The 21,585-nt window shown below is 71.5% G+C and carries 18 protein-coding genes; 10 read left to right on the top strand and 8 right to left on the bottom strand.

What is annotated here, in order from left to right; all coding sequences use genetic code 11:
* Window positions 1-26: 26 nt before the first annotated feature.
* The 3 genes from P3L51_RS00685 to P3L51_RS00675 all read left to right on the top strand — a co-directional run bounded on the left by P3L51_RS00685 (window position 27) and on the right by P3L51_RS00675 (window position 5,114).
* Window positions 27-3,044 carry a 3-keto-alpha-glucoside-1,2-lyase-like domain-containing protein gene (locus P3L51_RS00685; RefSeq protein WP_354602991.1) on the top strand — a complete coding sequence of 1,006 codons (3,018 nt, stop codon included), beginning with the start codon at window positions 27-29 and terminating at the stop codon, window positions 3,042-3,044.
* 136 nt (window positions 3,045-3,180) lie between these two features.
* Window positions 3,181-4,191: an SPFH domain-containing protein gene (locus P3L51_RS00680; RefSeq protein ID WP_354602990.1), complete on the top strand. Its 1,011-nt coding sequence runs from the start codon at window positions 3,181-3,183 to the stop codon at window positions 4,189-4,191.
* A complete protein-coding gene (locus P3L51_RS00675) occupies window positions 4,188-5,114 on the top strand; it encodes a hypothetical protein (RefSeq protein ID WP_354602989.1) in 927 nt (308 codons plus the stop codon). Before P3L51_RS00680 ends, P3L51_RS00675 begins: the two co-directional genes overlap by 4 nt.
* A gap of 104 nt (window positions 5,115-5,218) precedes the next feature.
* Here the strand turns inward: P3L51_RS00675 and P3L51_RS00670 are convergent, their stop codons facing one another.
* The gene (locus P3L51_RS00670; protein ID WP_354602988.1) at window positions 5,219-8,653 is read right to left on the bottom strand and encodes a glycosyl hydrolase; all 3,435 of its coding nucleotides are present in this window, start codon (window positions 8,651-8,653) and stop codon (window positions 5,219-5,221) included.
* A 175-nt stretch (window positions 8,654-8,828) separates the two neighbouring features.
* A complete protein-coding gene (locus P3L51_RS00665) occupies window positions 8,829-10,514 on the bottom strand; it encodes a glycoside hydrolase family 99 protein (RefSeq protein ID WP_354602987.1) in 1,686 nt (561 codons plus the stop codon).
* A gap of 331 nt (window positions 10,515-10,845) precedes the next feature.
* On the opposite strand from P3L51_RS00665, the gene P3L51_RS00660 reads away from it, so the two are divergent.
* On the top strand, window positions 10,846-11,004 hold the full coding sequence (locus tag P3L51_RS00660) for a hypothetical protein (RefSeq protein WP_354602986.1): 159 nt from the start codon (window positions 10,846-10,848) through the stop codon (window positions 11,002-11,004).
* Here P3L51_RS00660 and P3L51_RS00655 read toward each other — a convergent pair.
* On the bottom strand, window positions 11,001-11,288 hold the full coding sequence (locus tag P3L51_RS00655) for a hypothetical protein (protein ID WP_354602985.1): 288 nt from the start codon (window positions 11,286-11,288) through the stop codon (window positions 11,001-11,003). The genes P3L51_RS00660 and P3L51_RS00655 overlap by 4 nt on opposite strands.
* Before the next feature lie 512 nt (window positions 11,289-11,800).
* Here P3L51_RS00655 and fusA point away from each other — a divergent pair.
* On the top strand, window positions 11,801-13,918 hold the full coding sequence (gene fusA, locus P3L51_RS00650) for an elongation factor G (protein ID WP_354602984.1): 2,118 nt from the start codon (window positions 11,801-11,803) through the stop codon (window positions 13,916-13,918).
* A gap of 61 nt (window positions 13,919-13,979) precedes the next feature.
* Here the strand turns inward: fusA and P3L51_RS00645 are convergent, their stop codons facing one another.
* The 4 genes from P3L51_RS00645 to P3L51_RS00630 form a co-directional block, all read right to left on the bottom strand.
* Window positions 13,980-15,566: an AbgT family transporter gene (locus P3L51_RS00645; RefSeq protein ID WP_354602983.1), complete on the bottom strand. Its 1,587-nt coding sequence runs from the start codon at window positions 15,564-15,566 to the stop codon at window positions 13,980-13,982.
* A 28-nt stretch (window positions 15,567-15,594) separates the two neighbouring features.
* Entirely contained in the window at window positions 15,595-16,608 is a 1,014-nt protein-coding gene (locus P3L51_RS00640; protein ID WP_354602982.1) for a CE1 family esterase, read from the bottom strand.
* Between the two features lie 183 nt (window positions 16,609-16,791).
* Complete coding sequence (locus P3L51_RS00635) at window positions 16,792-17,586, bottom strand: creatininase family protein (RefSeq protein ID WP_354602981.1); 795 nt, start codon at window positions 17,584-17,586, stop codon at window positions 16,792-16,794.
* Complete coding sequence (locus P3L51_RS00630) at window positions 17,583-18,308, bottom strand: FadR/GntR family transcriptional regulator (RefSeq protein ID WP_354602980.1); 726 nt, start codon at window positions 18,306-18,308, stop codon at window positions 17,583-17,585. Before P3L51_RS00630 ends, P3L51_RS00635 begins: the two co-directional genes overlap by 4 nt.
* Before the next feature lie 91 nt (window positions 18,309-18,399).
* Here P3L51_RS00630 and P3L51_RS00625 point away from each other — a divergent pair, with 91 nt between their 5' ends.
* Together P3L51_RS00625 and P3L51_RS00620 are read left to right on the top strand one after the other, a co-directional pair.
* Entirely contained in the window at window positions 18,400-18,582 is a 183-nt protein-coding gene (locus P3L51_RS00625; RefSeq protein WP_354602979.1) for a hypothetical protein, read from the top strand.
* Entirely contained in the window at window positions 18,579-18,884 is a 306-nt protein-coding gene (locus P3L51_RS00620; RefSeq protein WP_354602978.1) for a hypothetical protein, read from the top strand. Before P3L51_RS00625 ends, P3L51_RS00620 begins: the two co-directional genes overlap by 4 nt.
* 376 nt (window positions 18,885-19,260) lie before the next feature.
* On the opposite strand, the gene P3L51_RS00615 is transcribed toward P3L51_RS00620, so the two are convergent.
* Entirely contained in the window at window positions 19,261-19,752 is a 492-nt protein-coding gene (locus P3L51_RS00615) for a hemerythrin domain-containing protein (protein ID WP_354602977.1), read from the bottom strand.
* Window positions 19,753-20,013: 261 nt separating this feature from the next.
* Here P3L51_RS00615 and P3L51_RS00610 point away from each other — a divergent pair, with 261 nt between their 5' ends.
* From P3L51_RS00610 to P3L51_RS00600, 3 genes are read left to right on the top strand one after another with little or no spacing between them, the layout of a single operon-like run.
* The gene (locus tag P3L51_RS00610; protein WP_354602976.1) at window positions 20,014-20,481 is read left to right on the top strand and encodes a DUF5709 domain-containing protein; all 468 of its coding nucleotides are present in this window, start codon (window positions 20,014-20,016) and stop codon (window positions 20,479-20,481) included.
* A complete protein-coding gene (locus P3L51_RS00605; RefSeq protein ID WP_354602975.1) occupies window positions 20,481-21,146 on the top strand; it encodes a DNA polymerase ligase N-terminal domain-containing protein in 666 nt (221 codons plus the stop codon). The genes P3L51_RS00610 and P3L51_RS00605 overlap by 1 nt, the downstream gene beginning before the upstream one ends.
* Window positions 21,139-21,513 carry an MmcQ/YjbR family DNA-binding protein gene (locus tag P3L51_RS00600; protein WP_354602974.1) on the top strand — a complete coding sequence of 125 codons (375 nt, stop codon included), beginning with the start codon at window positions 21,139-21,141 and terminating at the stop codon, window positions 21,511-21,513. Before P3L51_RS00605 ends, P3L51_RS00600 begins: the two co-directional genes overlap by 8 nt.
* The last annotated feature ends 72 nt before the right edge of the window (window positions 21,514-21,585 follow it).

Here is a 21,585-nt window from a genome sequence, read left to right as displayed (position 1 = left end):
CGGTGCGCGAAGTGCCAGGAGGAAGAATGGATCAAAGACCGAGCCGCCGCCTGCGCAGATGTCTGCTCAGTCTGCTCACCGTCTCGCTCCTCGCCACCGGCCTCATGTCGACCCCGGCCATCGCGGCCGACCCCGTCGCGGCCGATCCCGTCACCCGTGAACTGCCGCCGCAGGAGCCGGGGGTGACACTGCGCGTGTACGACGTGCAGGTGCCGCTGGAGAAGATCTGCGTCCTCAAGCCCGCGCAGACCCCGAACGTCGACAAGCTGATGCCCACCATCGACTGGTCCTCGACCGACGACTTCGGCGGGATCGGCGACAACTTCGTGTCGCAGGTCATCGGCAACATCGATGTCCCGCAGGACGGTTCCTACGCCTTCCGGCTGACCAGCGACGACGGTTCGCGGCTGCTGATCGACGACCGGGTCGTCATCGACCACGACGGTCTGCACGGCGCGGACCCCAAGGACGGCACGGTCACCCTGACGGCCGGCTACCACTCGCTGCGTATCGAGCACTTCGACCGCGCCGGCGGCCAGAACATCACCCTCGCCTGGCGCCCGCCGGGCGCCGCCGGCTTCGCCGTCGTACCCAACTCCGTCCTGAGCACGGACGCCGATGTCGTACGCGTGACGGCCCCGGGCCGCAAGGAGTGCGAGGGCGTCAGGGACTCCCCCGGCGACGGCCTGCCCCTGAACAGCGTGCACCCCGGCTACACGCTCACCGACCTCCGGCCGAGCGGGTTCGAACCGCAGGTCACGGCGATGGACTGGCTGCCCGACGGCCGGCTGGCCGTCACCACCTGGGGCGGCACCGACAACACCACCGGCGAGGTCTACCTCCTCAGCGGTGTCACGGGCAGCACGGGGCCGGAGAAGGTGAAGGCCAAGAAGATCGCCCAGGGCCTCAAGGAGCCGCAGGGGATCAAGTACGTCGACGGTTCGCTGTACGTGTCGCAGAAGCACGAGCTGACGGAGCTTCAGGACACCGACGGCGACGACGTCACCAACACCTACCGCAAGGTCGCCGCCTGGCCGTACGGCGGGAACTTCCACGAGTTCGCGTTCGGGCTGCTCTACCAGGACGGCTTCTTCTATCTGAACCTGTCGGTCGCGATCAACCTGGGCGGCGCGACGACGAATCCGCAGCCCGCGAAGAACCGCGGCTCCACGATCAAGGTCAACAAGGAGACCGGCGCGATCAGTTACGTGGCCGGTGGCCTGCGTACGCCCAACGGCATCGGATGGGGCCCCGAGGGCGACATCTTCGTGACCGACAACCAGGGCGGCTGGCTGCCCTCCTCCAAGCTGGTCCACATCAAGCAGGACCGCTTCTTCAACCACTACACGAACCCGGCGGGCCCGTTCGACGCCAAGCCGGTCACCAAGCCGGTGCTGTGGCTGCCGCAGAACGAGATCGCCAACTCCCCCAGCACTCCTTTGCTGTTGAAGGAGGGACCGTACGCCGGGCAGATGGTCTTCGGTGACGTCACGTACGGCGGCCTTCAGCGCGGTTACCTGGAGAAGGTCAAGGGCGAGTACCAGGGCGCGGTCTTCCGGATGACGCAGGGGCTGGAAGCAGGTGTCAACCGGATCAGCATGGGCCCGGACGGCGCGATCTACGCCGGTGGTCTGGGCGCCGGCGGCAACTGGGGCCAGGAGGGCAAACTCCAGTACGGCCTCCAGAAGTTGACGCCGAACGGCCAGGACGCCTTCGACATCCTGGCGATGCGCGCCAAGCCGGGCGGCTTCGAGCTCGAATACACCAAGCCGCTCTCCGCCGAGACCGTCGCCCAGCTGGCCGACCGGTACGAGGTCGAGCAGTGGCACTACGCCCCGACCCCCGACTACGGCGGCCCCAAGATCGACGAGGAGACGCTGAAGGTGCGGTCGGCCACCGTGTCCGCCGACGGCAAGAAGGTCACCCTCGCCATCGACGGCCTCAAGTCCAACCGTGTGGTCCACATCCGCTCGCCGCGGCCGTTCAGCGCCGAGGGCGGCGGGACGCTGTGGAGCACCGAGGCCTGGTACACCCTCAACTCCCTTGTCGGCGACGAGCAGCCGAAGACGCAGTACGAGGCGGAGGAGGCCGCGCTGACCGGCGGCGCGCGTGTCGACACCGAGCACGCGGGCCACTCGGGCGGCGGCTTCGTCGACAGCTACGGGACGCAGGGCGCCACCACCACGTTCGACGTGCGGACGGCCAAGGCGGGCAAGTACGACGTCGGACTGCGCTACGCCAACGGCCCGAACCCCTTCGTCGGGGACAAGACCGTGAGCGTCTACGTCAACGGCCGCAAGATGAAACAGACCATCCTGCCCAGCACCGGCAAGTGGGACGGCTGGGCGACCAAGACCGAGTCGCTGCCGCTCAGCCGCGGGGCCAACACCATCGCGTACCGGTACGACGAGGGCGACACCGGCCATGTCAATCTCGACCTGATCTCCGTCCACCCCAAGGACAGTCGCATCACCCTGTTCGACGGGAAGGACCGCTCGCAGTGGCAGCACAACGACGGCAGTAATGTCCGATGGCCGTCGTCCGACGAGAATTCGATGGAGGTCTGCTGCGGCGACATCCGCACCAAGCAGGCGTTCGGAGACTTCAAGCTGCACGTCGAGTTCCGGGTACCGAAGCTGCCACCGGACGTGACCGGCCAGGACCGCGGGAACAGCGGTGTGTATCTCCAGGAGCGCTACGAGATCCAGATCCTGGACTCGTTCGGCGTCGAGAAGCTCGCCAACAACGAGGCGGCGGCGATCTACACCAAGAAGGCCGCGGACCTCAACGCCTCGACGGCGCCGGAGACTTGGCAGACGTACGAGATCACGTTCCGTGCCGCCCGCTTCGGCGCCGACGGGAAGAAGACCGAGGACGCCCGCGTCAGCGTGGTGTGGAACGGCAAGACCGTCCACAACGACGTGGCGATCGACGGGCCGACGGGAGCCGGCGCCCCCGAGACCACGGCCACCGGGGCCATCCGGCTCCAGGACCACGGGAACAAGGTGCGCTACCGCAACATCTGGATCGAGCCCAAGGCGTAGGACCTGTCTTCGAAGTCCCGCGCCACCTTCCTCGCCCCCGGCCGGTCACGGCCGGGGGCGAGGCCGTACGCACTCTCGTCATGTTGACGATATACCCCCCTCTTCGATATCGTCATTCCGACGAGAAGAGGTCATCATGGCTGACATCACCAAGCGCCTCGGCCGGCGCCATCTCCGCTCCGCCCCCACCGCCCACATCCGCCATCACCGGCGGGGACGGCTGGTCCACGACGGTCCGGGGCTCAGCTTCTGGTTCCGGGCGCTGTCCGCCGCTCTCTCCGAAGTGCCGGTCAGCGACCGGGAGTTGGCGATGGCCTTCCACGCCCGCACCGCCGACTTCCAGGACGTCACAGTCCAGGCCACCGTGACGTACCGGATCAGCGATCCCGCGCTCGCCTCCGCCCGGCTGGACTTCTCCCTCGACCCCGACACCGGTGTCTGGCGCGGCGCCCCGCTCGAACAGATCGCGACGCTGCTCACCGAGACGGCCCAGCAGCACGCGCTCGACGTCCTGGCCCGCACGCCGCTGGCCGCCGCGCTGTCCGACGGCGTCGCCGCCGTACGCGACCGGATCGACGGCGGGCTGGCCGCCGAGCCCCGGCTGCCCGCCACCGGCCTGGAGGTGGTGACCGTACGGGTCGTCGCCGTCCGCCCGGAGGCCGAGGTCGAACGCGCGCTGCGGACGCCGGCGCGCGAGCAGATCCAGCAGGAGGCTGACCGGGCGACGTACGAGCGGCGCGCCGTGGCGGTGCAGCGGGAGCGGGCCATCGCCGAGAACGAACTCGCGAGCCAGATCGAACTGGCCCGCCAGGAGGAGCAGTTGGTCGAGCAGCGCGGCACCAACGCCCGCCGTGAGGCCGAGGAGAGCGCGGCGGCCGACGCCGTACGCACGGAGGCCGAGGCGGCGCGGCGGGTACGGCTGGCGACCGCCGACGCCGAAGCGGCGCGCAGGTCCGGCGAGGCACGGGCGGGGGCCCAGGCCGACTGGCTGCGGGTGCACGGCGACGCGGACGCGGCGACCCTGCGCGCGCTGGCCGTCGACCGGCTCGCCGAGAACCTGCCGCGTATCGACAGCGTCACCGTCTCCCCCGACGTGCTGACCGGCCTGCTGGCGACACTGGGACGACGGGACGGGGAGCAGGCGTGACGCTCGCGCCGCGTGCGGTGCTGGTCCACCGCACCACCGAGTACGAGGAGTTGCTGGCCCGGCACGGCACGCACGGTCAGGCCGCATTCTTCCTCTCCTCGCGCGACCGTGACATCCGTGAGGTCGCCGAGCGGCACCACCGAACACACCGGGCACTCATCGACGTGGCCGCCGCCGTGCCCGACCGGTGGCGGCGGAGCCGGGTCGAACGCGCGGACCTGGACCGGTTCCTCTTCGGCCCGGAGGACGTCGTGGTCGTGGTCGGCCAGGACGGGCTGGTCGCGAACGCGGCGAAGTATCTGTCGGGACAGCCGGTGGTGGGCATCGACACCGATCCCGGCCGCAATCCCGGCGTACTGGTGCGCCATCGCGCCGCCGACGCGGGTCCCCTCCTGGCCGGGGCGGTGGGGCGCGGCGGCGTCGACGAACTCACCATGGTGGAGGCGGTCGCCGACGACAGCCAGCGGCTGCTCGCGCTCAACGAGATCTGCCTCGGCCCGGCGGGCCACCAGACGATCCGCTACCGCCTGAGCGCGGGCGACGGGCCGACCTCCCCGAAAGCCGGGGCCAAGGACGGAGCGGCGGCCGAAGCCCAGGCGTCGTCCGGAGTCCTCGTCGGCACCGGCACCGGCGCCACCGGCTGGCTGCGCTCACTGTGGCAGGAACGCGGCAGCGCGCTCACCCTCCCCGGCCCCGTCGACCGCCGGCTGCTCTGGTTCGTACGAGAGGCCTGGCCCTCCCCCACGACCGGGACCACACTCGTCTCGGGCGAACTGACGCCCACGGAACGGCTGAGCCTCACCGTGGAGTCCGACCGTCTGATCGCCTTCGGCGACGGCATGGAGTCGGACGCGCTGACCCTGACCTGGGGCCAGACGGTCCGCGTCGGCGTATCGTCGACGACCCTGCGGCTCCTCGGCTGAGCCTGCTCAGGCCGGGGCCGCCGCGTCACCGCGCCAGGAACGCCACAACACGGCGAGGTGCCGTAGCCGTCGTCGTGCGCCCGCCGGGGATGACGGGACAGCACTTAGCCGGGCCGACGCGTCAGGCGGACCCTTTCGAGGCGTTCCGGGTACAGGAGGACCGGGCCGAGGAGCCCCGAAGTCCGCGCGTCGCCATGGGCGTTGGCGCCGGTGTTGGTGACGCGCACACGTACGACGTTGGTGCCCGCGCGCAGTGCGGCCGTGATGTCGCAACGGTACGGCGTCCAGAGCCGGGCGGGCAGTTCCGTACCGTTCACGGCGATCTCCGCGACGTCGCGCACCTCGCCGAGGTCCAGGCCCCACCGGCGTCCGGACAGGGTTCGCGCGTCGAGGGTGAACTCGCGCTCGTAGAGGGCGGACCCGGAGTGGGCCGGGTCCAGATCCGTCCAACTGCCGAGCGGACGGCGGGTGTTCGGCGCGCCGTCACGGTCGAAGCGGAAGGCCCAGTCACCGTCGAGTGGTACGGGCGTCAGCGGGTCCCCGACGGTGAGGGTGCCCTCGTACCGGCGGTCGCCGTGTCGCGCCACGACGCGGACAGTCGTCGCGGAGGCCACGCGTACGGTAGCGGTCCCGGTACGTCCGTCGACCGTCAGACGCTCCACCGGCACGTTCGACTCGACCGCGTGCGCGGGCTCGCCGTGGGACGGGGTGCGGAAGACGACGGCTATCGCGGCCTTCGCCTCCAGACGGAGCGGTACGGCCGTCCCCTTCCCGCCGGCCGGGCCGCCGGGGAACGGCGCCGGGCGCCAGACACCGGCCGGTGCGGTCCGGCCCGTGTCCGGATCCCAGACCTCCGGGACGCCCAGCGCGGGGAACGTCGCGGTGAACTCCACCGCCCGCGCGCGCTCGTTGTGCACGAGGAACGACTGCTCACCGGCGCGTTCCAGGCGCAGTACGCGGACGTCGGACAGGGCGGGCGAGAGTGTCGCGGCGGCGCCACCGGCCGACGCGACCTTCGAGGCCGCTTCCGCCGGGTCCTTCGCACGGTGCGCGCTCCGGCCGGCGAAGAGTCTGTCCAGGGCCCTCGCCAACTGGTCGTCCCTGCCCGCCGGTTCGCGTGTCGGCAGATCGCCCACGGCGACGAGGACACCGCCGCCGTCCACGAAATCGGTGAGCGCCTCCACGGCCCCGACCGACAGCAAGGGCGTCCGGGGCAGGACGACGATGCCGTACTCCTGGTGTCCGACGGCCAGCCGGGAGCCGCGGGTCCTGGCGTGCTTGATGAGCGCGGGATCCTTGTCCAGCGCGCCTTCGTCCAGGAGGTCGAAGTCGATCTGTACGTCTTCCAGCGCGTGGATCGCGGCCACGAACGAGGCGTCGAGTGCGCTCTGTTCGGGGCGGTCCTGCACGGATTCGGCGGCGCGCTGGGGCTGCACGAGCGCGGTGCGGGCCTTGGCCGTGGCCCGCGCCGCCTCCACGAGCCGCCCGATCCACTCGTTGAGGGGCGTGGAGAGGTCCCACCACGGACTGACCGGCTGGAAGGGCGGCGGGAAGACGATGTTGTCCGCGTCGGAGAATCGGGCGTGCAGCAGGACCTTGTTGACGCCGCGGACGACGAACGCACCGATCACCTCGCGGGTCAGGGCGGGGGTGACCGCCCATCCCGTGCCGCCCATCGCTTCCAGATAGACGCGCCGCCGCCCCATCTGGTGGGCCGCGCTGGCCGGCCAGCGCGGCAGGATCCGGTGGTACTCGCGCTGGAGGTGGTCGAAGATGAGGTCGGTGCCCGGCACCTGGGCCCACTGGTGCGCGGTGTTGAGATTGCCGGTGCTCTTGATCTGCTCGGCGGGGCCGTACTCGTCCCACAGCGGATTCGAGACGAGTTCCAGGCCCCGGTCGCCGGTCCAGGTGGAGACGCGCCGGTAGTACGCGGCGGCGAACCGGTTGGAGACGGCGCGCCAGAAGACACCCCGCAGCCGGTCCCCCTCGTCGCCGAGGTCGTCGTGAACCGCCGTGAGTACGACCCCGAGGCCCGCCTTCGCGTTCAGCCGCCCGACTTCGCCGACCAGGCTCGGGGACCAGGGCGGTCTGCCCCATCCGGCGTCGGCGGACGCGATGAACGGCTCGTCGTCGGCGAAGCCGCGCAGTACGCCGCCGATTGCCCACGGGAACCGGCGCAGATACTCGCCCGGCACGGTGTCCAGGAAGAGGTCGACCGCCTCGTCGTCCAGGAGGTCGAGGTAGTTGCGCCGGCTGCCGGAGGCGTCGGCGAGCGGCCGGGAGGTGTAGATGTCCACCTGCCACCGTCCGGCGGGCGCCGTCCAGACCCCGTCACCGTTCAGGGCCTCGGTGAGGTCGATCATCCTGGCGATCACGCCGGAACCGGTGGCGCCCGCGGGCCGGGCCGCGGCGGCGACCACGTCCCCGAGGTCGGCCGGTGTCTCGAAGTCGTCCGCGGCGGAGGGGACTTCGAAGCTCTGTGTGTACAGCGGGGCACCGGCGGGGTCCACGACGGTGAGGGCGTTCCAGGACGAGCGCTGCGTGGCGGTGGCCCGTACGCCGACGGTGCCGGTGGCGAAGGCCGTGTCGCTCACCGGGGTGAGAGCGGCGCCGTCCAGTGCGGGTGTGAGGGTCGATCCCTTGACGGAGACGGAGAGTTCGTGGTCGGCGTCGGCGTCGAATCCGTCGGCGGCGGCGCCTTGGCGCAGCAGTGTGAAGCCGCCGTCCCTCTGGCGCCAGATGTCGACGCCGCCGTCGGCCCGCAGGTCGGCCAGATAGCCGTTCCTCGCGTCGGAACAGCGCACCATCAGGCCCGCGTTGGCCCGCTCGACGCGGACCGTGGCCGTGACCGTGTAATCGCCCCACCCGGTGCCCTGTTTCAGGACGCGGACACCGTCGTACGTGGCGGCGTCCACGCCCAGGCGTCCGCCGGCGACGGTCAGGGCGTGGGCGGTCAGCGTGACCGCGTCGCCGCCGTCGGCGTCGACGGTGCCGCGCCCCAGGTTCCTGGCCCGCAGATCGGGTCGCGGCTCGTAGGTCCGGCCGCCGACCGTGCCGCCGTTCACCACGAACCCGCCGGCCCGGCCGCTGGGGAAGAAGTCGTCGTTGAACAGCCACAGCCGCATGTGGTGGCGGTCCGCCTCGCGGAGTGTGTGCTCGATGATGTCGAACCACGCCTCGGTGAAGAAGACGGGGCGCAGCGCGGGGGTGTCGAAGGGGAAGACCAGGACCTCGGTCACTCCCTTGTCCCGCATGTCCGCGAGCGTGGCGTCCACGAGGGCGGGGGTCACCGTGCCGTTCCAGAACCACAGGACGAGCGGCATGCTGCCGGTGCCCGGGCGGGCGAACCGGGCGGCGGAGAAGCCCTCGGAACCGCCGCGCGCGGGAGGGCCGGGCTCTGATGCGTACGCGGGCTGCCAGAAGCTCGCCGCGCCGTCGGCCGTCGCGGCCGCCGCTGCCGTGGCGGCGGCGAGTTGAAGGGCTCGTCTGCGGGTGGGCGCGGGCGTGTGCGTGCCGTCGTCGGTGCCGTCGTCGGTCATCGGTTCTCCCTCGGGAGGACAAGAAATGAAAGGATTCATTTCCTTCGACACGGACGCTAAGGCAGGCTTCCGTCAAGGGTCAATGGGGCGGATAGAACGTTTCACAGCGGCAGTCGGGCAAACGGACGGGCCCGGCCCCGGGGTCTTCCCCGGGGCCGGGCCCGCCGAGGATGCCTCAGTCCGCGTAGACGCTCAGTCCGGACAACTGCCCAGCCGGCCAGCCGCTGTTGCCGGTGATCTGCACCCGTACGTACCGGGCGGTCGCCGGCGACGCGAGGGTGACCGTCACCGTGTTCCCGCTCGCCGGGTCGAAGACGCGGGCGGCCGGGGCGCTCAGAGTCGCGAAGCTCGTCCCGTTCGTGGAGCCGAGGACGGACAGCGTCTGGGTGCGCGAAGCCCAGGCGGGGTTCGGCGGCAGCGACAGGACGAGCCGGCGCACCGGCAGGGCCGAGCCGAGGTCGACCTGGATCCACTGGGGGAACGCGTTGTTGGCGCTCTCCCAGTAGCTGTTCCCGTTGCCGTCGACGGCGTTGCCGGGGCCGTAGTTCTGCGTCTGGCTGCTCGCACTCGCCGCCCTGCTCAGCGCGAGGTCGCCGGTCGGCGGGTTGGGGCCGCCGCCGCCGGTGACCGGCGGTGTGGGACGGGTCGGGGTCAGCGCCAGCTGGCCCTTGAGCATCCGGCCGCCGTCACCCGTGAGCCGCAGGTAGTAGTCCGCCGAGCAGGCCGTGCCGTCCTCGTCCAGCGCCCGGATGCCGGAACCCACCGGGACGTGCGCTGCGGTCTCCGCGGTCTTGGCGATCTGGTTGCCCTCGTTGTACTCGTCGAACATCGAGATGTAGATGCCCTGCACGCCGATCCGGCACATGTTGTAGAACTGCCGCCACATGAAATCGCCGTGCGCGCGGTGGCCCGACTGGAGGTCGCCGGGCAGGACACAGGGCTGGTAGTCGATCCCGTTGGCGTCGCAGTGTGCCTGGTCGGGTGTGTTGACGTTGGCGTAGAAGTTGTCGGCGCCCGCGATGTCCCCGATCCGGCCGACCATCCACGGCGAGATCATGTCGAAGGCGAGGTACACGTCCATGTACCCGGGCCGTGAGTCCTCGATGCCGCGCCGCCAGTGCGTGGGCACGCCACCCATCACGTAACAGCCCTGCGCCTTGAACCAGTTGACGACGTCCAGGCAGACGGCGGCCGACCAGGTCTTGTTGGGCTCGTTGAAGCCGAAGCCCCAGATGCCGACCACCGGCTTGCCGTTCTGTTTGGCGTAGGCCGGGGACGCGGTGAGCGCCTTCATCTTGGCGAGCCAGTCCGCCTTCATCTCCGGCTGCATGTTCGTCCACGCGGTGGCGTCGTACATCACGTAGAACTTGCGCCCGTACTTCTCGGCGGCGCCGCGCACCTTCACCGCCATGTCGTCGCGGGTCGCGCCCTCGCCGCCGTTGGGGTTGAAGCGCTGGAGGGCGGCGGTGTCGATGCCGGACTGCTGCATCCACGAGAAGTGCGTGTCGACGGTCTGCTGGTCGTACGAGGAGAACAGCGCGGCCGGCTGTCCGTTGCCGAGCGCCGGGTAGGCCGTCCGGTAGGTGTGGGTGTAGTCGCGTACGTCGGGCCAGCTCACGATCGCGGTGTTGCCGGGGGACGGCGACTGGCCCCAGTTCTGCGACCAGTGCCACCAGCCGTTGATGGGCGCGCCGTCGCCGGAGCAGGCGAACCAGCCCTGGTAGCCGACGGTGATCTTGCCGACGACGTCTCCGGGTGGGGAGGCGGCCGCCTGTGCGGTCCCGGTCTGGGCGGCCAGGCCGGCCGCCGCTCCGGCGCCGGCTATCGCGGACGCGATGACGGTGCGTCTGGAAAGTGCCACGGGGTTCCTCGCAATCGGCTCTGCGTGTGGAGGTGCGGGGAAGAGCGGCATGCGGCGGCATGCGGAGTACGTGGTTCGCGGTCGCGGTTCGCGGTACATGGCGGCGGTGTGCGCGTCCCGGCGCACGGTGCGGCCCCCCACAACGTAGGGACATGACAGTCCACCGGCAAGACAGAGGACTGGAAATTATTGACCGATCCGCGTCACGATCCGAAGGATGCAGCGAAATTCCCACTCAACCCGGCTTCGGCCGAACAGGTCGGCGAGCAGCGCGAGACGACCGGGCGCGGTCGGGCAGCGCCTCATGGCGGTGCCACGTGACACTCAACGAGTGAGCGAACGAGTCGAGTTGGGCGCGGCGGCGATGAACTCCGGCCGCACGACGGCGCCGTCGCCCGACGGGCGGTACCGGGCCGACGTCCGGTCGGCCGACGTCCGGTCGGCGGGCGACGGGCCGTGTGGGCTCGTCGGACCCCAACGGCGCCGCTAGCGGCTCCGCCGACGGCGCCTCTCGCCCAATGCCGCCAACGCCGCCCGGTGGCAGTGCAACTGACGGACCGACAGCAACGTGAGAACGGGGAACGCGAGTACGCCGGTCACGCTGGTCCACAGCGTCTGATCGCCGGGGTGCCCCGCCCACAGGGCGGAGGCCAGGCACGCGGCTGCCAGAACGGACATGCCCGCGTACGCCCATCGCACCCAGGTCAGCAGTCCGGCCTGGTCCTCGGTCAACGGATATCTGCTCGTCCCGGACTCCGGGATGGTGGTGCCCATTCGCTGCGCCTACCCCCGAGCGCCGAAGCTACCCACGTTCGGCCGCCCTCACACTCGTCGGCACGGGCGAAGATCGACGGCAGCAGTCGTACTGTCTTCGCGGGGGCGTCCCACGACATGGGCCTGTCACCGGTGGAAGGCCCGCCCCGGCCGTGAGCGAAAACCCGGTGACTCCGCCACGCCGCTCTCCGTAGACTCACCACGAACTCGCGCGCCGCACACCGTCGCGGCGCGCGATCCGTGACCAGTGAGGGGAGACCGGCCGTGCGCTACCGCACCGCTGTTGTCGTTCCCCCGGCACGGTACGAGGTGATCCTGGTGTCTCCCGGCGCCCGGCGCCGGCTGCGCGGCCGGTACCGGATGTCCGTGACGAACGTCTGATACCCCGTCAATCCGCTGTACGGGCAACCTCGTTGGGCATGACCCACGAGATTGGCCACGCAGCGTCGGGGTGCTTCGTCCGGGCAATCGCGTCGTCCTTCTCCGTGGATCACCCCGAAAGGCCCTGGGCCGTGCGTACCGACCTGCACACCAACCACCCGCGCACCACCGACCGACTCACCGCTGTCCGGAACCTGGGCATCCTCGCCCATGTCGACGCCGGCAAGACCACCGTCACCGAGCGGATCCTCTACCTCACCGGCACCACCCACAAGCGTGGTGAGGTCCACGACGGTACGACCGTCACGGACTTCGACCCGCAGGAGCGCGACCGTGGGATCACCATCTTCGCCGCGGCCGTGAGCTGCGACTGGGACGGTCACCGGATCAACCTCATCGACACCCCGGGCCACATCGACTTCGCCGATGAGGTCGAGCGCTCACTGCGCGTACTCGACGGCGCGATCGCGGTGTTCGACGCGGTCGCGGGGGTCGAGCCGCAGAGTGAGTCGGTGTGGCGGCAGGCGGACCGGCACGGGGTGCCCCGGATCGCGTTCGTCAACAAGCTGGACCGGGCCGGGGCCGATCTCGACGCGGCCGTCGAATCGATCCGCCGGCGGTTGCATCCGGCGCCGCTGGTGGTGCAGTTGCCGATCGGCACGGAGGACGGCTTCACCGGTGTGGTGGACCTGCTCCGGATGCGCGCGCTCGTCTGGTCCGGCGGCGACACGGACTCCTGCGAGGAGGGCCCCGTGCCCGACTCCCTCATCGAGGAGGCGCTCCGGCGCCGCCGCGTGCTGGAGGAGGCCGTGGCGGAGCTGCATCCGCTCGCGCTGGAGGAGTTCTGCGCGGAATCGACCCTCTCGGCGCGGACGTTGGCCGCCGCACTGCGTGACCTGACCCGTTCCGGCGAGGGTGTCGTGGTGCTGTGCGGCTCGGCGTACCGCAACCGCGGGATCGAGCCGCTGCTGGAGGCGGTCGTCGCCTACCTGCCGTCACCGCTGGACGTACCGGCGGTGCGCGGCACACGGGACGGCGCCCAGGAGGAACGGGCCGCCGACCCGGCGGGGCCGTTCGCGGCGCTGGTGTTCAAGGTCAGCTCGACCTCGACGGGCCGGCTGACGTATCTGCGGGTGTATTCGGGAACGGTCGGAAAGGGAGAGGCGGTGCTGGACGTGGGTACGCGGCGTACCGAGCGGATCAGCCGGATCCTGCGGGTCCGGGCCGACCGCCACGCGGAGGTGGACCGGGCGGTCGCCGGGGACATCGTCGCGGTGGTCGGGGTGAAGGCGGCCCGCGCGGGCGCCACCCTGTGCCTACCGTCGGCCCCGCTGGTCCTCGAACCGCCGACCGTCGCCGATCCGGTGGTCTCCGTGGCGGTCGAGGCGCGCGGGCGCACCGACGTCGACCGGCTGGTGACGGCCCTGGCGCGGCTGGTCGAGGAGGATCCCTCGCTGGCGGTGCGGACCGACTCCGAGACCGGTCAGACGGTGCTGTCGGGGATGGGTGAGCTGCATCTGGAGGTCGCGGTGGAGAAGATCCGCCGTGCCCACGGGCTGGACGTCGGAGTCGGCCGGCCGGAGGTGGCCTACCGCGAGACGGTCGCGCGCGGGGTGTCGGGGCTGGTGTACCGGCACGTCAAGCAGGACGGCGGGGCCGGGCAGTTCGCGCATGTCGTCATCGACACCGAGCCGTTGGAGGCGGCGCGATCGGCCGGGGACGACCGTGGTGGAGCGCTCGACTTCGCGTTCCGCTCGGCCGTCGTCGGCGGACGCGTGCCGCAGGAGTACGTCCGGGCGGTCGAGGCCGGCTGCCGGGACGCGCTCGCCGAGGGGCCGCTCGGCGGTCATCCGGTGACCGGGGTACGGGTCATCCTGACCGACGGGGCGACGCATCCGAAGGACTCGTCGGAGATGGCGTTCCGCACGGCCGGACGGCTCGCGCTCCGCGAGGCTCTGCGGGCCGGCACGACGGTCCTGCTGGAACCGGTGGTCGAGGTCACCGTGACCGTCCCCGACGACGCCGTCGGCGGGGTGCTCGGTGACCTGGCGGCCCGGCGCGGCCGGGTCTCGGGGTCGACGGCGCGTGCCGGTACGGCCGTGGTCACCGCGACGGTGCCGCTGGCCGAACTGTTCGGCTACGCGACGCGGTTGCGCAGCCGGACGCAGGGCCGGGGCACCTTCACGGCCCGGCCCACCGGCTACGCCCCGGCGCCGGGCCCGGCGTCCCACGCCGCGGCGTCCCGGTAGCACATGACCGTGGGTGGCCCCGCCCGTACACGGGCGGGGCCACCCACGGTCATCGGCCCGCTCAGCGCACGGGCGCCCCCGGACCCAGGGGGATACCGAGCGCCCACCACGCCAGGAACAGCAGCGTCCAGGCCGCGGTCATCGCGACGGCGAGCGGCAGGGTGTACGAGGCGAGCGTGCCGATGCCCGCGTTCTTCCGGTAGCGCTGGAGGAAGCCGAGCGCCATCAGGAAGTAGGGGCTCATGGGCGTGATCGCCGTGGATCCGGAGTCCGCGATCCGGAACAGCGCCTGCGTCGTCTCCGCGGGGACGCTCACCAGCATCAGCATCGGAACCAGCACCGGCGCCGCCAGTGCCCACATCGCCGAGCCGCTGGTCACCATCACGTTCACCAGCGTCAGCAGGAGCAGGATCAACAGGAAGACGACGACGATCGGCAGTCCACTGGACCGGAGCGCCTCGGCCGCGTTGACCGCGAGCACATCGCCGATGTGGGTCCACTCGAAGTACGCCAGGAACTGGGCGATCGCGAAGAAGAGCACCAGTACCGGCGCCATCTGTTTGATGCCCTCGGCCATCAGCTTCGGCACGTCGGCGGCCTTCTTGATCGAGCCGGAGCGCACGCCGTAGACGATGCCCACCAGGCCGAAGAGGAAGGCGACGACGGCCGCGATGCCGTCGAGGAACGGGGATTCCACGATGCTGCCGCCGTCACCGCGCAGCGGCGAGGAGACCGGCAGGAGAGCGGCGGTCAGGACCACGACGGCCGTCAGCAGCACGGCCACCGCGCGGCGCAGCGCGGAGCGTTCCCGGTCGCTGAGGGTGAGTCGACCGAGGTCGTCCAGGTCGGCGTCGGGGTCGGCGTCCAGGTCGGGCCGCTTGCTGAGCACGAACTTGGTCACCAGTGTGATCACGACGGCGAGCAGCAGCGAGGAGGCGATGTTGAAGAACCAGTTGCTCAGCGGGGACACGTACGCGTCGTCCCCGCCGACGATCTGCGCGGCGGCCGTCGTGATGCCCGCGAAGATGGCGTCGTTGGGCGTGGGCAGCGGACTGGCGTCGTATCCGGAGGCGATCGCGGTGTACGCGACGACGACGCCCAGGATCGGGGAGCGGCCCACCGCGCGGAAGGCGAGCCCGCCGAGGGGCACGAGGATGATGTAGGCGGCGGCGGAGGCGACATGGGCGACGGTGCCCGCGAAGGCCACGGCGAACACGACCCACGAGGCGGGGACGCGCGAGACGCCGACCCGCATCAACGCGGCGAGGAATCCGCTGCGTTCGGCGACGGCCACACCCATGATGACGACGACGATCGTCGCCATCGGCGGGAACGTCGCGAAGTTCTCGATCATCGTCGAGACCGCCATGGCGAGTCCGTCGCCGCTGAGCAGGTTCTGGACGGCCACGGTCTTGTCGTCGGCCGGCGAGATGACGGAGACGTCCGTCGCCGCGAGTACGGCGCTGACGACGGCGAGGATCCCGGACAGGATCCAGAACAGCCAGAAGGGGTGCGGCAGGGCGTTGCCGGCGCGTTCGATGACGCCCATGGCGCGGATGATCAGCGGCAGCCGGGGCTCGTCGGGTGTCTCACCGGGTGTGCCGGAGGTGCCTGGTGTGCCTGGTGGTGCGGGGGTCGAGGTACTCATGAGCGGCTCTCCTTTCTCGATTCCTGCGTCAGCGAACGACGGATCTCGGGGTCCGGTACTGGCGCAGGAACTGCCACATCACCTCGTGCGCCTCGATGGTCCCGGTGGCGTATCCGCCACCGCTGTAGCTGTCGGCGCCGGGCCAGGTGTGACCGCCGCCCGTGACGGCCACGTGGCGTACCTCGGCGCCGTGGTCGCACCCGCCGCGGCGGGTGATCGTGATGTCGGGCTCGATCGTGCTGGTGCGCGGCCGGGCGCGGCAGTCGTTGCGGTCGGCCCACGCGTTGGTCCAGTCGGGTATCGCGGGCAGGCCGCGCTCGGGGTCGCCCTCGTAGGGGATAGTGACGTCGCCCGTGCCGTGGAAGTCAATGACGGGGACGGGACGCGAGGGGCGGCAGTTCTCGCCGGTCTCGGGGTAGAAGGCGCCGGCCACGGGGGCGATGGCGGCGATCCGGTCGGACATGCGGCAGGCGAGCAGGCCGGTGAAGCCCGCGCCGTTGGACTTGCCGGTGGCGTACACGCGCTGCCGGTCGACGCAGAGGGTGCGGTTCAACTCGTCGATCAGGTCACCGGTGAAGGCGACGTCGTCGACACCGGCCGCCGCGTACGGCGCGCCCTGCCAGGCCTGCCGGTCGCCGTCGCCGGTCCCGACGACGCCGTTGGGGTACGCGACGATCGCGGGCAGGTTGGACAGCCCGGAGAACTCCTCGGTACCGACCCCGGTGTTGCCCCTGCCGTGGAAGGCGAGCACGACGGGCCAGTCGTGGCGCGGGGTGTAGTCCGCGGGGAGATGGAGTTGGTACGTACGGGAGAGTCCGCCGCTCGCGAGGGTGCGCAGTTGGCTGGTGCCCGGCTGCTGGGGCGCGGGCTGCCGACAGCCGGTGGCGGACGGGTGGCCGGCGGGAGTGGAGGCGGCCGTCGCCGTGACCGGGGCCAGCGCCGAGCCGACGAGGGCGAGTCCGGCCGCGGCCACGGTGGTACGGATCAGGGCGCGGGCACGGCCCGGGGAGAGGCGTCGGCCGCCGAACGGGGACTGCTTCATTGCAGGCTCCTTCTGCCGTACGGCACGGGGGCGCGTACGGCTCACTGAGGGACAGGGGTGCGGGGGAACGAGGGCGCGCGGATACACGGCGCGGGGTGCGGTGACGGGTGAGGGGCGTGCGCCTCGGATGTGCGGGCGCACGCGGGGAAGTGGTGGTGCCGGAGGGGGCCTTGAAGGCCCCGGTCAGGCGTCCAGCCACTCCTTGACGAACGTGACGATGCGGGACACGGCCGTGTCCACGACGGCCTGCCCGGCGGCGGCGGTCGCGCGGCGCGGGTCGCCGAGTACGCCGTTGGGGCTGAGCCGGTCGTAGCTCACCGTGAGCGCGGGGTGGCCGCGCCGGGAGAGCCGGGAGAGGGGATCGAGATCGGCGGTGGCCGTCGGTCCGGGGGTCAGGCGGTCGGTGTGCACGAGATGGGGCGCGAGGTGCAGCATCTGCGCCGTCTCGGCCTCACCGCTGTGTCCGTGCACCTCGCCGACGCGCATGTCCGCGACGGCGTCGGGCGCCAGCGCGGTGAGCGGGGTCCAGGCGAACTGGATGTCGGGCCGGGTGACGAGCAGGTCCTGAGCGACCGTGCCCAGGGTGGCGTTGTTGCCGCCGTGGCCGGTCACGACGAGGATCTTCCGCCAGCCGTGCCGGTGCAGGCTGTCGACGTACTCCCGTACGACGGCGGCGAACGTCGTGGTGGAGAGCGTCACCGTGCCGGCGAACGCCAGGTGGTGCGGGGACACCCCGACGGGCAGGGACGGGCCGATCACCGCGCGTCCGCCCAGTTCGGCGGCGGCCAGGTCCACCACCGACTCCGCGCGGACGGTGTCGGTGGCCATCGGCATCCCCGGGCCGTGCTGCTCGAACGCGCCGGCCGGCAGGATCACCACCGGGCTGGACGTCACGGCGTCGGCCGCCTCGACGGTCGTCATCTCGGCGAGCCGCAGCGGACGCGGCGGCAGGGAGGGTGAGGGGTGGGAGGAGGTCATCGCCGGCCTCCTTCCGGGAGCGTGCCGCCGAGTCCGGCGTCGGCGTCCGGCTCGTCCGGCTCGTCCGCCGGGAAGTCGGCGGTGAGGACCGCCTCTCGGATCGCCGCCAGATGCGTACGGGTCAGCCGCTCGGCCGCCGCCGCGTCGCCGTCCCGTACCGCGTCGAGGATCTCCAGGTGCTCGGCGTGGTCCCGTGCCCTGTCGTTGTAGCGGTGCCGGATCTCCACCTGGTCCCGCGCGCGGACCTGGAGCAGGGCTTCGACGGCCTCGCGGAGCAGCGTGTTGCCGCTCGCCGCGGCCAGCGCCACATGGAAGTGCACCGACCGCCGCAGGGATTCCTCCGGCGGGTGCAGCGCGTTGGAAGCCGCCGACTCCAACTCCCGTACGGCGTCGGCCATCCGCACATTCGCCGCAGCCGCGGCGACGGCCGGCTCCAGCACCAGCCGTGCCTCGACCAGTTCCAGCACCGAGGCGCGGGTGCTGCGCGGCAGATGCGGGTTGGCCATCAGCCGGCGCCCGATACCCGGGCCCACGTACGTGCCGGATCCGTGCCGGAACTCCACCACGCCGGTGGCCTCCAACCTGCGCAGCGCCTCACGCACCGTGGGCGTGGTGACGCCGAAGCGGCGGGCGAGATCACGGGAGGACGCCAGGGCGTCTCCGTGATCGAGGCGTTCCGAACGGATGATCTCGACGATGTTGTCCGCCAGGCGCTCGGACAACGACAACTCACTGCGACTCATAAAGTGAATAGATCACTTGATCTCTGACGGTGTCAATGCTCGTGACGGCATCGATCGCCCACGATCTGTGATGGACGAACGGGCCACCGCCGTGGCGGACACCTTCCTCGAAGGCTCCGAGCCGTCGATGGGCCGCGGGGGCGACGCCTTCGACACCGAGCCGAGCACCATCGACCCCACTGCCGAGCGGCGCGCCGCCGACCGGCGGGCCCGTCAGGGGCTCGAACAGCGCGACCAGGGTCACGCGGCGTGAGTACGAGCGAGCCCGAGCCGCCCGAGCCGAAGATCGATGTGTCCTACCTGCTCCACGCCGCCGAGCTGCCGCTCCGGGACCCGCGGCTCGACGGCTACGGCCCTCTCCACGCGACCGCGGCCCGCGGCTACGCCCGCGCCATGGACCGGGACATCCGCGGCTCCCCGCACCTCAAAGGCCGCCGCACCGCTCCAGACCCTGGCCCGGCCGCCCTGCCCGGAGCACTCCTGCGGGACGTTCCTCCCCCCGCACGGGCACCGGCTGGACTGTCCCGCGAAGGCGGCGGACGCGCTCGTACGTGACCGCCGCGTCGGGCACGGCCGGCGCCACCGGCGCCGCACGCCTGCCGCACGCCTGCCGCACGGCTGCCGCACGCCTGGAGCGCCGGCTGAGCCCGGCGCCCCGGCCTCAGAGCCCGCCGGGTGGCCTCCGACCGGCTCTCAGCGACGGCGCCGGTGGAACAAGGCGTAGCCGACGACCCCCACGGCGATGGCGATCGCCACGAACGTGTACCAGGTGGGACCTCCCGCGTCCTCCGCTCCGAGGATCATTCGGCGGCCCCGCCGAGCGCACGGACCGCGTACGGGGCCGGGGGAAAGCACTTCTGGGATGCCATGCCCATCATCTACCCCGCGCGGGCCGCGCCAGACGGCCGGACCGGCCGTCGGCGGCGGCTCATCAGCTCTTGACCTGCTCGCGGACGCTTTCGACACTGCCGCAGTCCGCCGCCAGCTGCCTGGCCCTCTCCTCGCTGAACGCGACGCCGAGCTCGGCGCGCCGCTCGGCGCCGACGTTCTCCCGCGCGCCGTTGAGGATGGTCCGCTCCTCCTCGTCGAGGTGGTGACTCACCGCTTCGACCAGGCTCTCCAGCCTCTCGTCCCACTCGGCGGAGCCGACCTCGTCGGTCTCCAGCAGGTCGAGCAGCGCCTCATTGCCCTCGTCGTGCTCCTCTTCGCCGTGCTCGACCTCGGCGTTGTCGATGTTCTTGAAGCGCGTCAGCGCGGGATAGACCTCGGTCTCCTCGGCGCGGGCGTGGGCGACCAGCAGCCCCGCGAACTCGCGCAGCGCCGCCGCGCGATCCGCCTCCACACTCCGCATCCTGCGGAACAGGTCCTCCATCGTCCGGTGGTCCCGGAGGATCAGCGCTACGACGTCGTGCTCGGTACCCATGGGGCTCCTTCTGTCGGCTCGTTGTCCGCTCGTGTGCCCTGAATCCGCCGCCCTGCGCACCTTCCGTTGCCGCCCGCCGATCGACGCCGGTGACAGCTCCGGGGCCGTACGGCCCCCGGACCCGCGTCGCCTCCCGCGCCACCTCCCCCGGCCCGGCCCCGGCGCCCGCCCGCGTCGGGGCCCGTCTCCGCCCGGCCCACTCCCGAACCACCCGGCGGACATTTGGGGCGTATTCTGAGAATCTGCCGAAAGGATCGAGTGATGGTCGACGAGTCACGAGGCGACGACGTGTACCAGCCCGAGAACTCGGACGTGGACAACGGCCCCTCCGACGATCTCGATCTGGAGAACGTGATAGACGAGCGCGGGCTGGACGACATGATGACGGAGGGGTACTCCCCGCCCGAGCACCCTCTCGGCGTCAACAAGTACGGCGTCACCGGCGAGGAGCAGCGCGAGGGAGAGTCCTTGGACCAGCGGCTCGCCCAGGAGGCTCCCGAGGTGCGCCCGGAGACGGGCGACGGCGTCGGTGACGTACCCGAAGGCGAGGGCGAGCCGGTGGACACGGAGACGGGTGACGCGCGAGCGGGACGGCTGGAGGCGGTGGACGACATCGCGCCCCGTCGGCATTCGGACGTGGGCGCGCGCGACGTCGGGATCGACGGCGGCGCCGCTTCGGCCGAGGAGGCCGCCATGCACATCGCCGAAGACGAGGAAATGGACGGCTAGTGCGAGGGGAGGACCGCCTGGCCCGGTATCACGGGAAGCGCCGGTTCGACACCACCGACGAGCCGCGCGGCGAGGGCACGGGCCCCACCGGTGAACTGTCGTTCGTCGTCCAGATCCATGACGCCCGCCGGCTGCACTTCGACTTCCGGCTGGAGGTGGACGGCGTGCTCAAGTCCTGGGCCGTACCGAGGGGTCCGTCCACCGACCCGGCCGACAAGCGGCTGGCGGTGCCCACCGAGGACCACCCGCTGGAGTACCGGGAGTACGAGGGTGTCATCGCGTCCGGTCAGTACGGGGCGGGCCCGGTCATCGTCTGGGACCAGGGAACGTACCGGCCGCTCGGGGTCAACAGCCCGGCCGCCTTCGCCACCGCCCTGGCCAGCGGTCATGCCTCCTTCCGGCTGAACGGGCGCAAGCTGCGCGGCTCCTACGCGCTCACCCGGTTCCGTGACGGCGAGGACGGATCGGCCGAGGCCTGGCTGCTGGTGAGGAAGACCGGTTCCGGCAGTACGCACGGCCGACGCGCCACCCCCGACCCGCGGCGGGCCCGCTCGGCGCGCACCGGCCGGACACTTCGCCAGGTGAACGGGGATACGCCGGACCGGGCGATGCCGGATCATGGGAGCAGCCGCGTCCATCGATCCGAAGGCGACGACCATGCTTGACGCAGACCTTGACCCGGGTGCCGGCCCAGGTCTCGACACCGACGACGTCCGCCGTATCGCGCTGTCCCTGCCGCGCACCGTGGAGAGGGAACTCTGGAACATCCCCACCTTCCATGTCGCGGGGCGGATGTATGTCACGGTGCCCGACGACGGGACGTCGTTCGCCGTCCGCTGCCCCCGGTTGGAGCGTACGGAGCTGATCGCGGCCGAGCCCGAGAAGTTCTGGGTCCCGCCGCACGAGGCCAACTCCTCATGGGTACGGGCCCGGTTGAGCGCGCTGGAGGACGAGAGGGAGCTGTACGACATCCTGGTCGACTCCTGGAAGCAGGCCGCCCCGGCGGATCTCGCGGAGTCCTTCGAAAGCTGACCGACCGATGAGTTCCGGAGCCTCGGCGGGTCAGTAAAGGAACAGCGACACGACGACGACCGACACCCAGGA

This window comes from Streptomyces panacea (genome assembly GCF_040560175.1).
In the GTDB taxonomy this organism is placed as follows: Bacteria; Actinomycetota; Actinomycetes; order Streptomycetales; family Streptomycetaceae; genus Streptomyces; species Streptomyces panacea.
This window is presented reverse-complemented; position numbering and strand designations above follow the sequence as displayed.

Bases quoted from the DNA above. Each gene is read 5' to 3' on its own strand.
- P3L51_RS00685 (WP_354602991.1), top strand. From the start codon at position 27: ATGGATCAAAGACCGAGCCGCCGCCTGCGCAGATGTCTGCTCAGTCTG.
- P3L51_RS00680 (WP_354602990.1), top strand. From the start codon at position 3,181: ATGGCTGACATCACCAAGCGCCTCGGCCGGCGCCATCTCCGCTCCGCC.
- P3L51_RS00670 (WP_354602988.1), bottom strand. From the start codon at position 8,653: ATGACCGACGACGGCACCGACGACGGCACGCACACGCCCGCGCCCACC.
- P3L51_RS00655 (WP_354602985.1), bottom strand. From the start codon at position 11,288: ATGGGCACCACCATCCCGGAGTCCGGGACGAGCAGATATCCGTTGACC.
- P3L51_RS00645 (WP_354602983.1), bottom strand. From the start codon at position 15,566: ATGAGTACCTCGACCCCCGCACCACCAGGCACACCAGGCACCTCCGGC.
- P3L51_RS00640 (WP_354602982.1), bottom strand. From the start codon at position 16,608: ATGAAGCAGTCCCCGTTCGGCGGCCGACGCCTCTCCCCGGGCCGTGCC.
- P3L51_RS00635 (WP_354602981.1), bottom strand. From the start codon at position 17,586: ATGACCTCCTCCCACCCCTCACCCTCCCTGCCGCCGCGTCCGCTGCGG.
- P3L51_RS00625 (WP_354602979.1), top strand. From the start codon at position 18,400: ATGGACGAACGGGCCACCGCCGTGGCGGACACCTTCCTCGAAGGCTCC.
- P3L51_RS00615 (WP_354602977.1), bottom strand. From the start codon at position 19,752: ATGGGTACCGAGCACGACGTCGTAGCGCTGATCCTCCGGGACCACCGG.
- P3L51_RS00610 (WP_354602976.1), top strand. From the start codon at position 20,014: ATGGTCGACGAGTCACGAGGCGACGACGTGTACCAGCCCGAGAACTCG.
- P3L51_RS00600 (WP_354602974.1), top strand. From the start codon at position 21,139: ATGCTTGACGCAGACCTTGACCCGGGTGCCGGCCCAGGTCTCGACACC.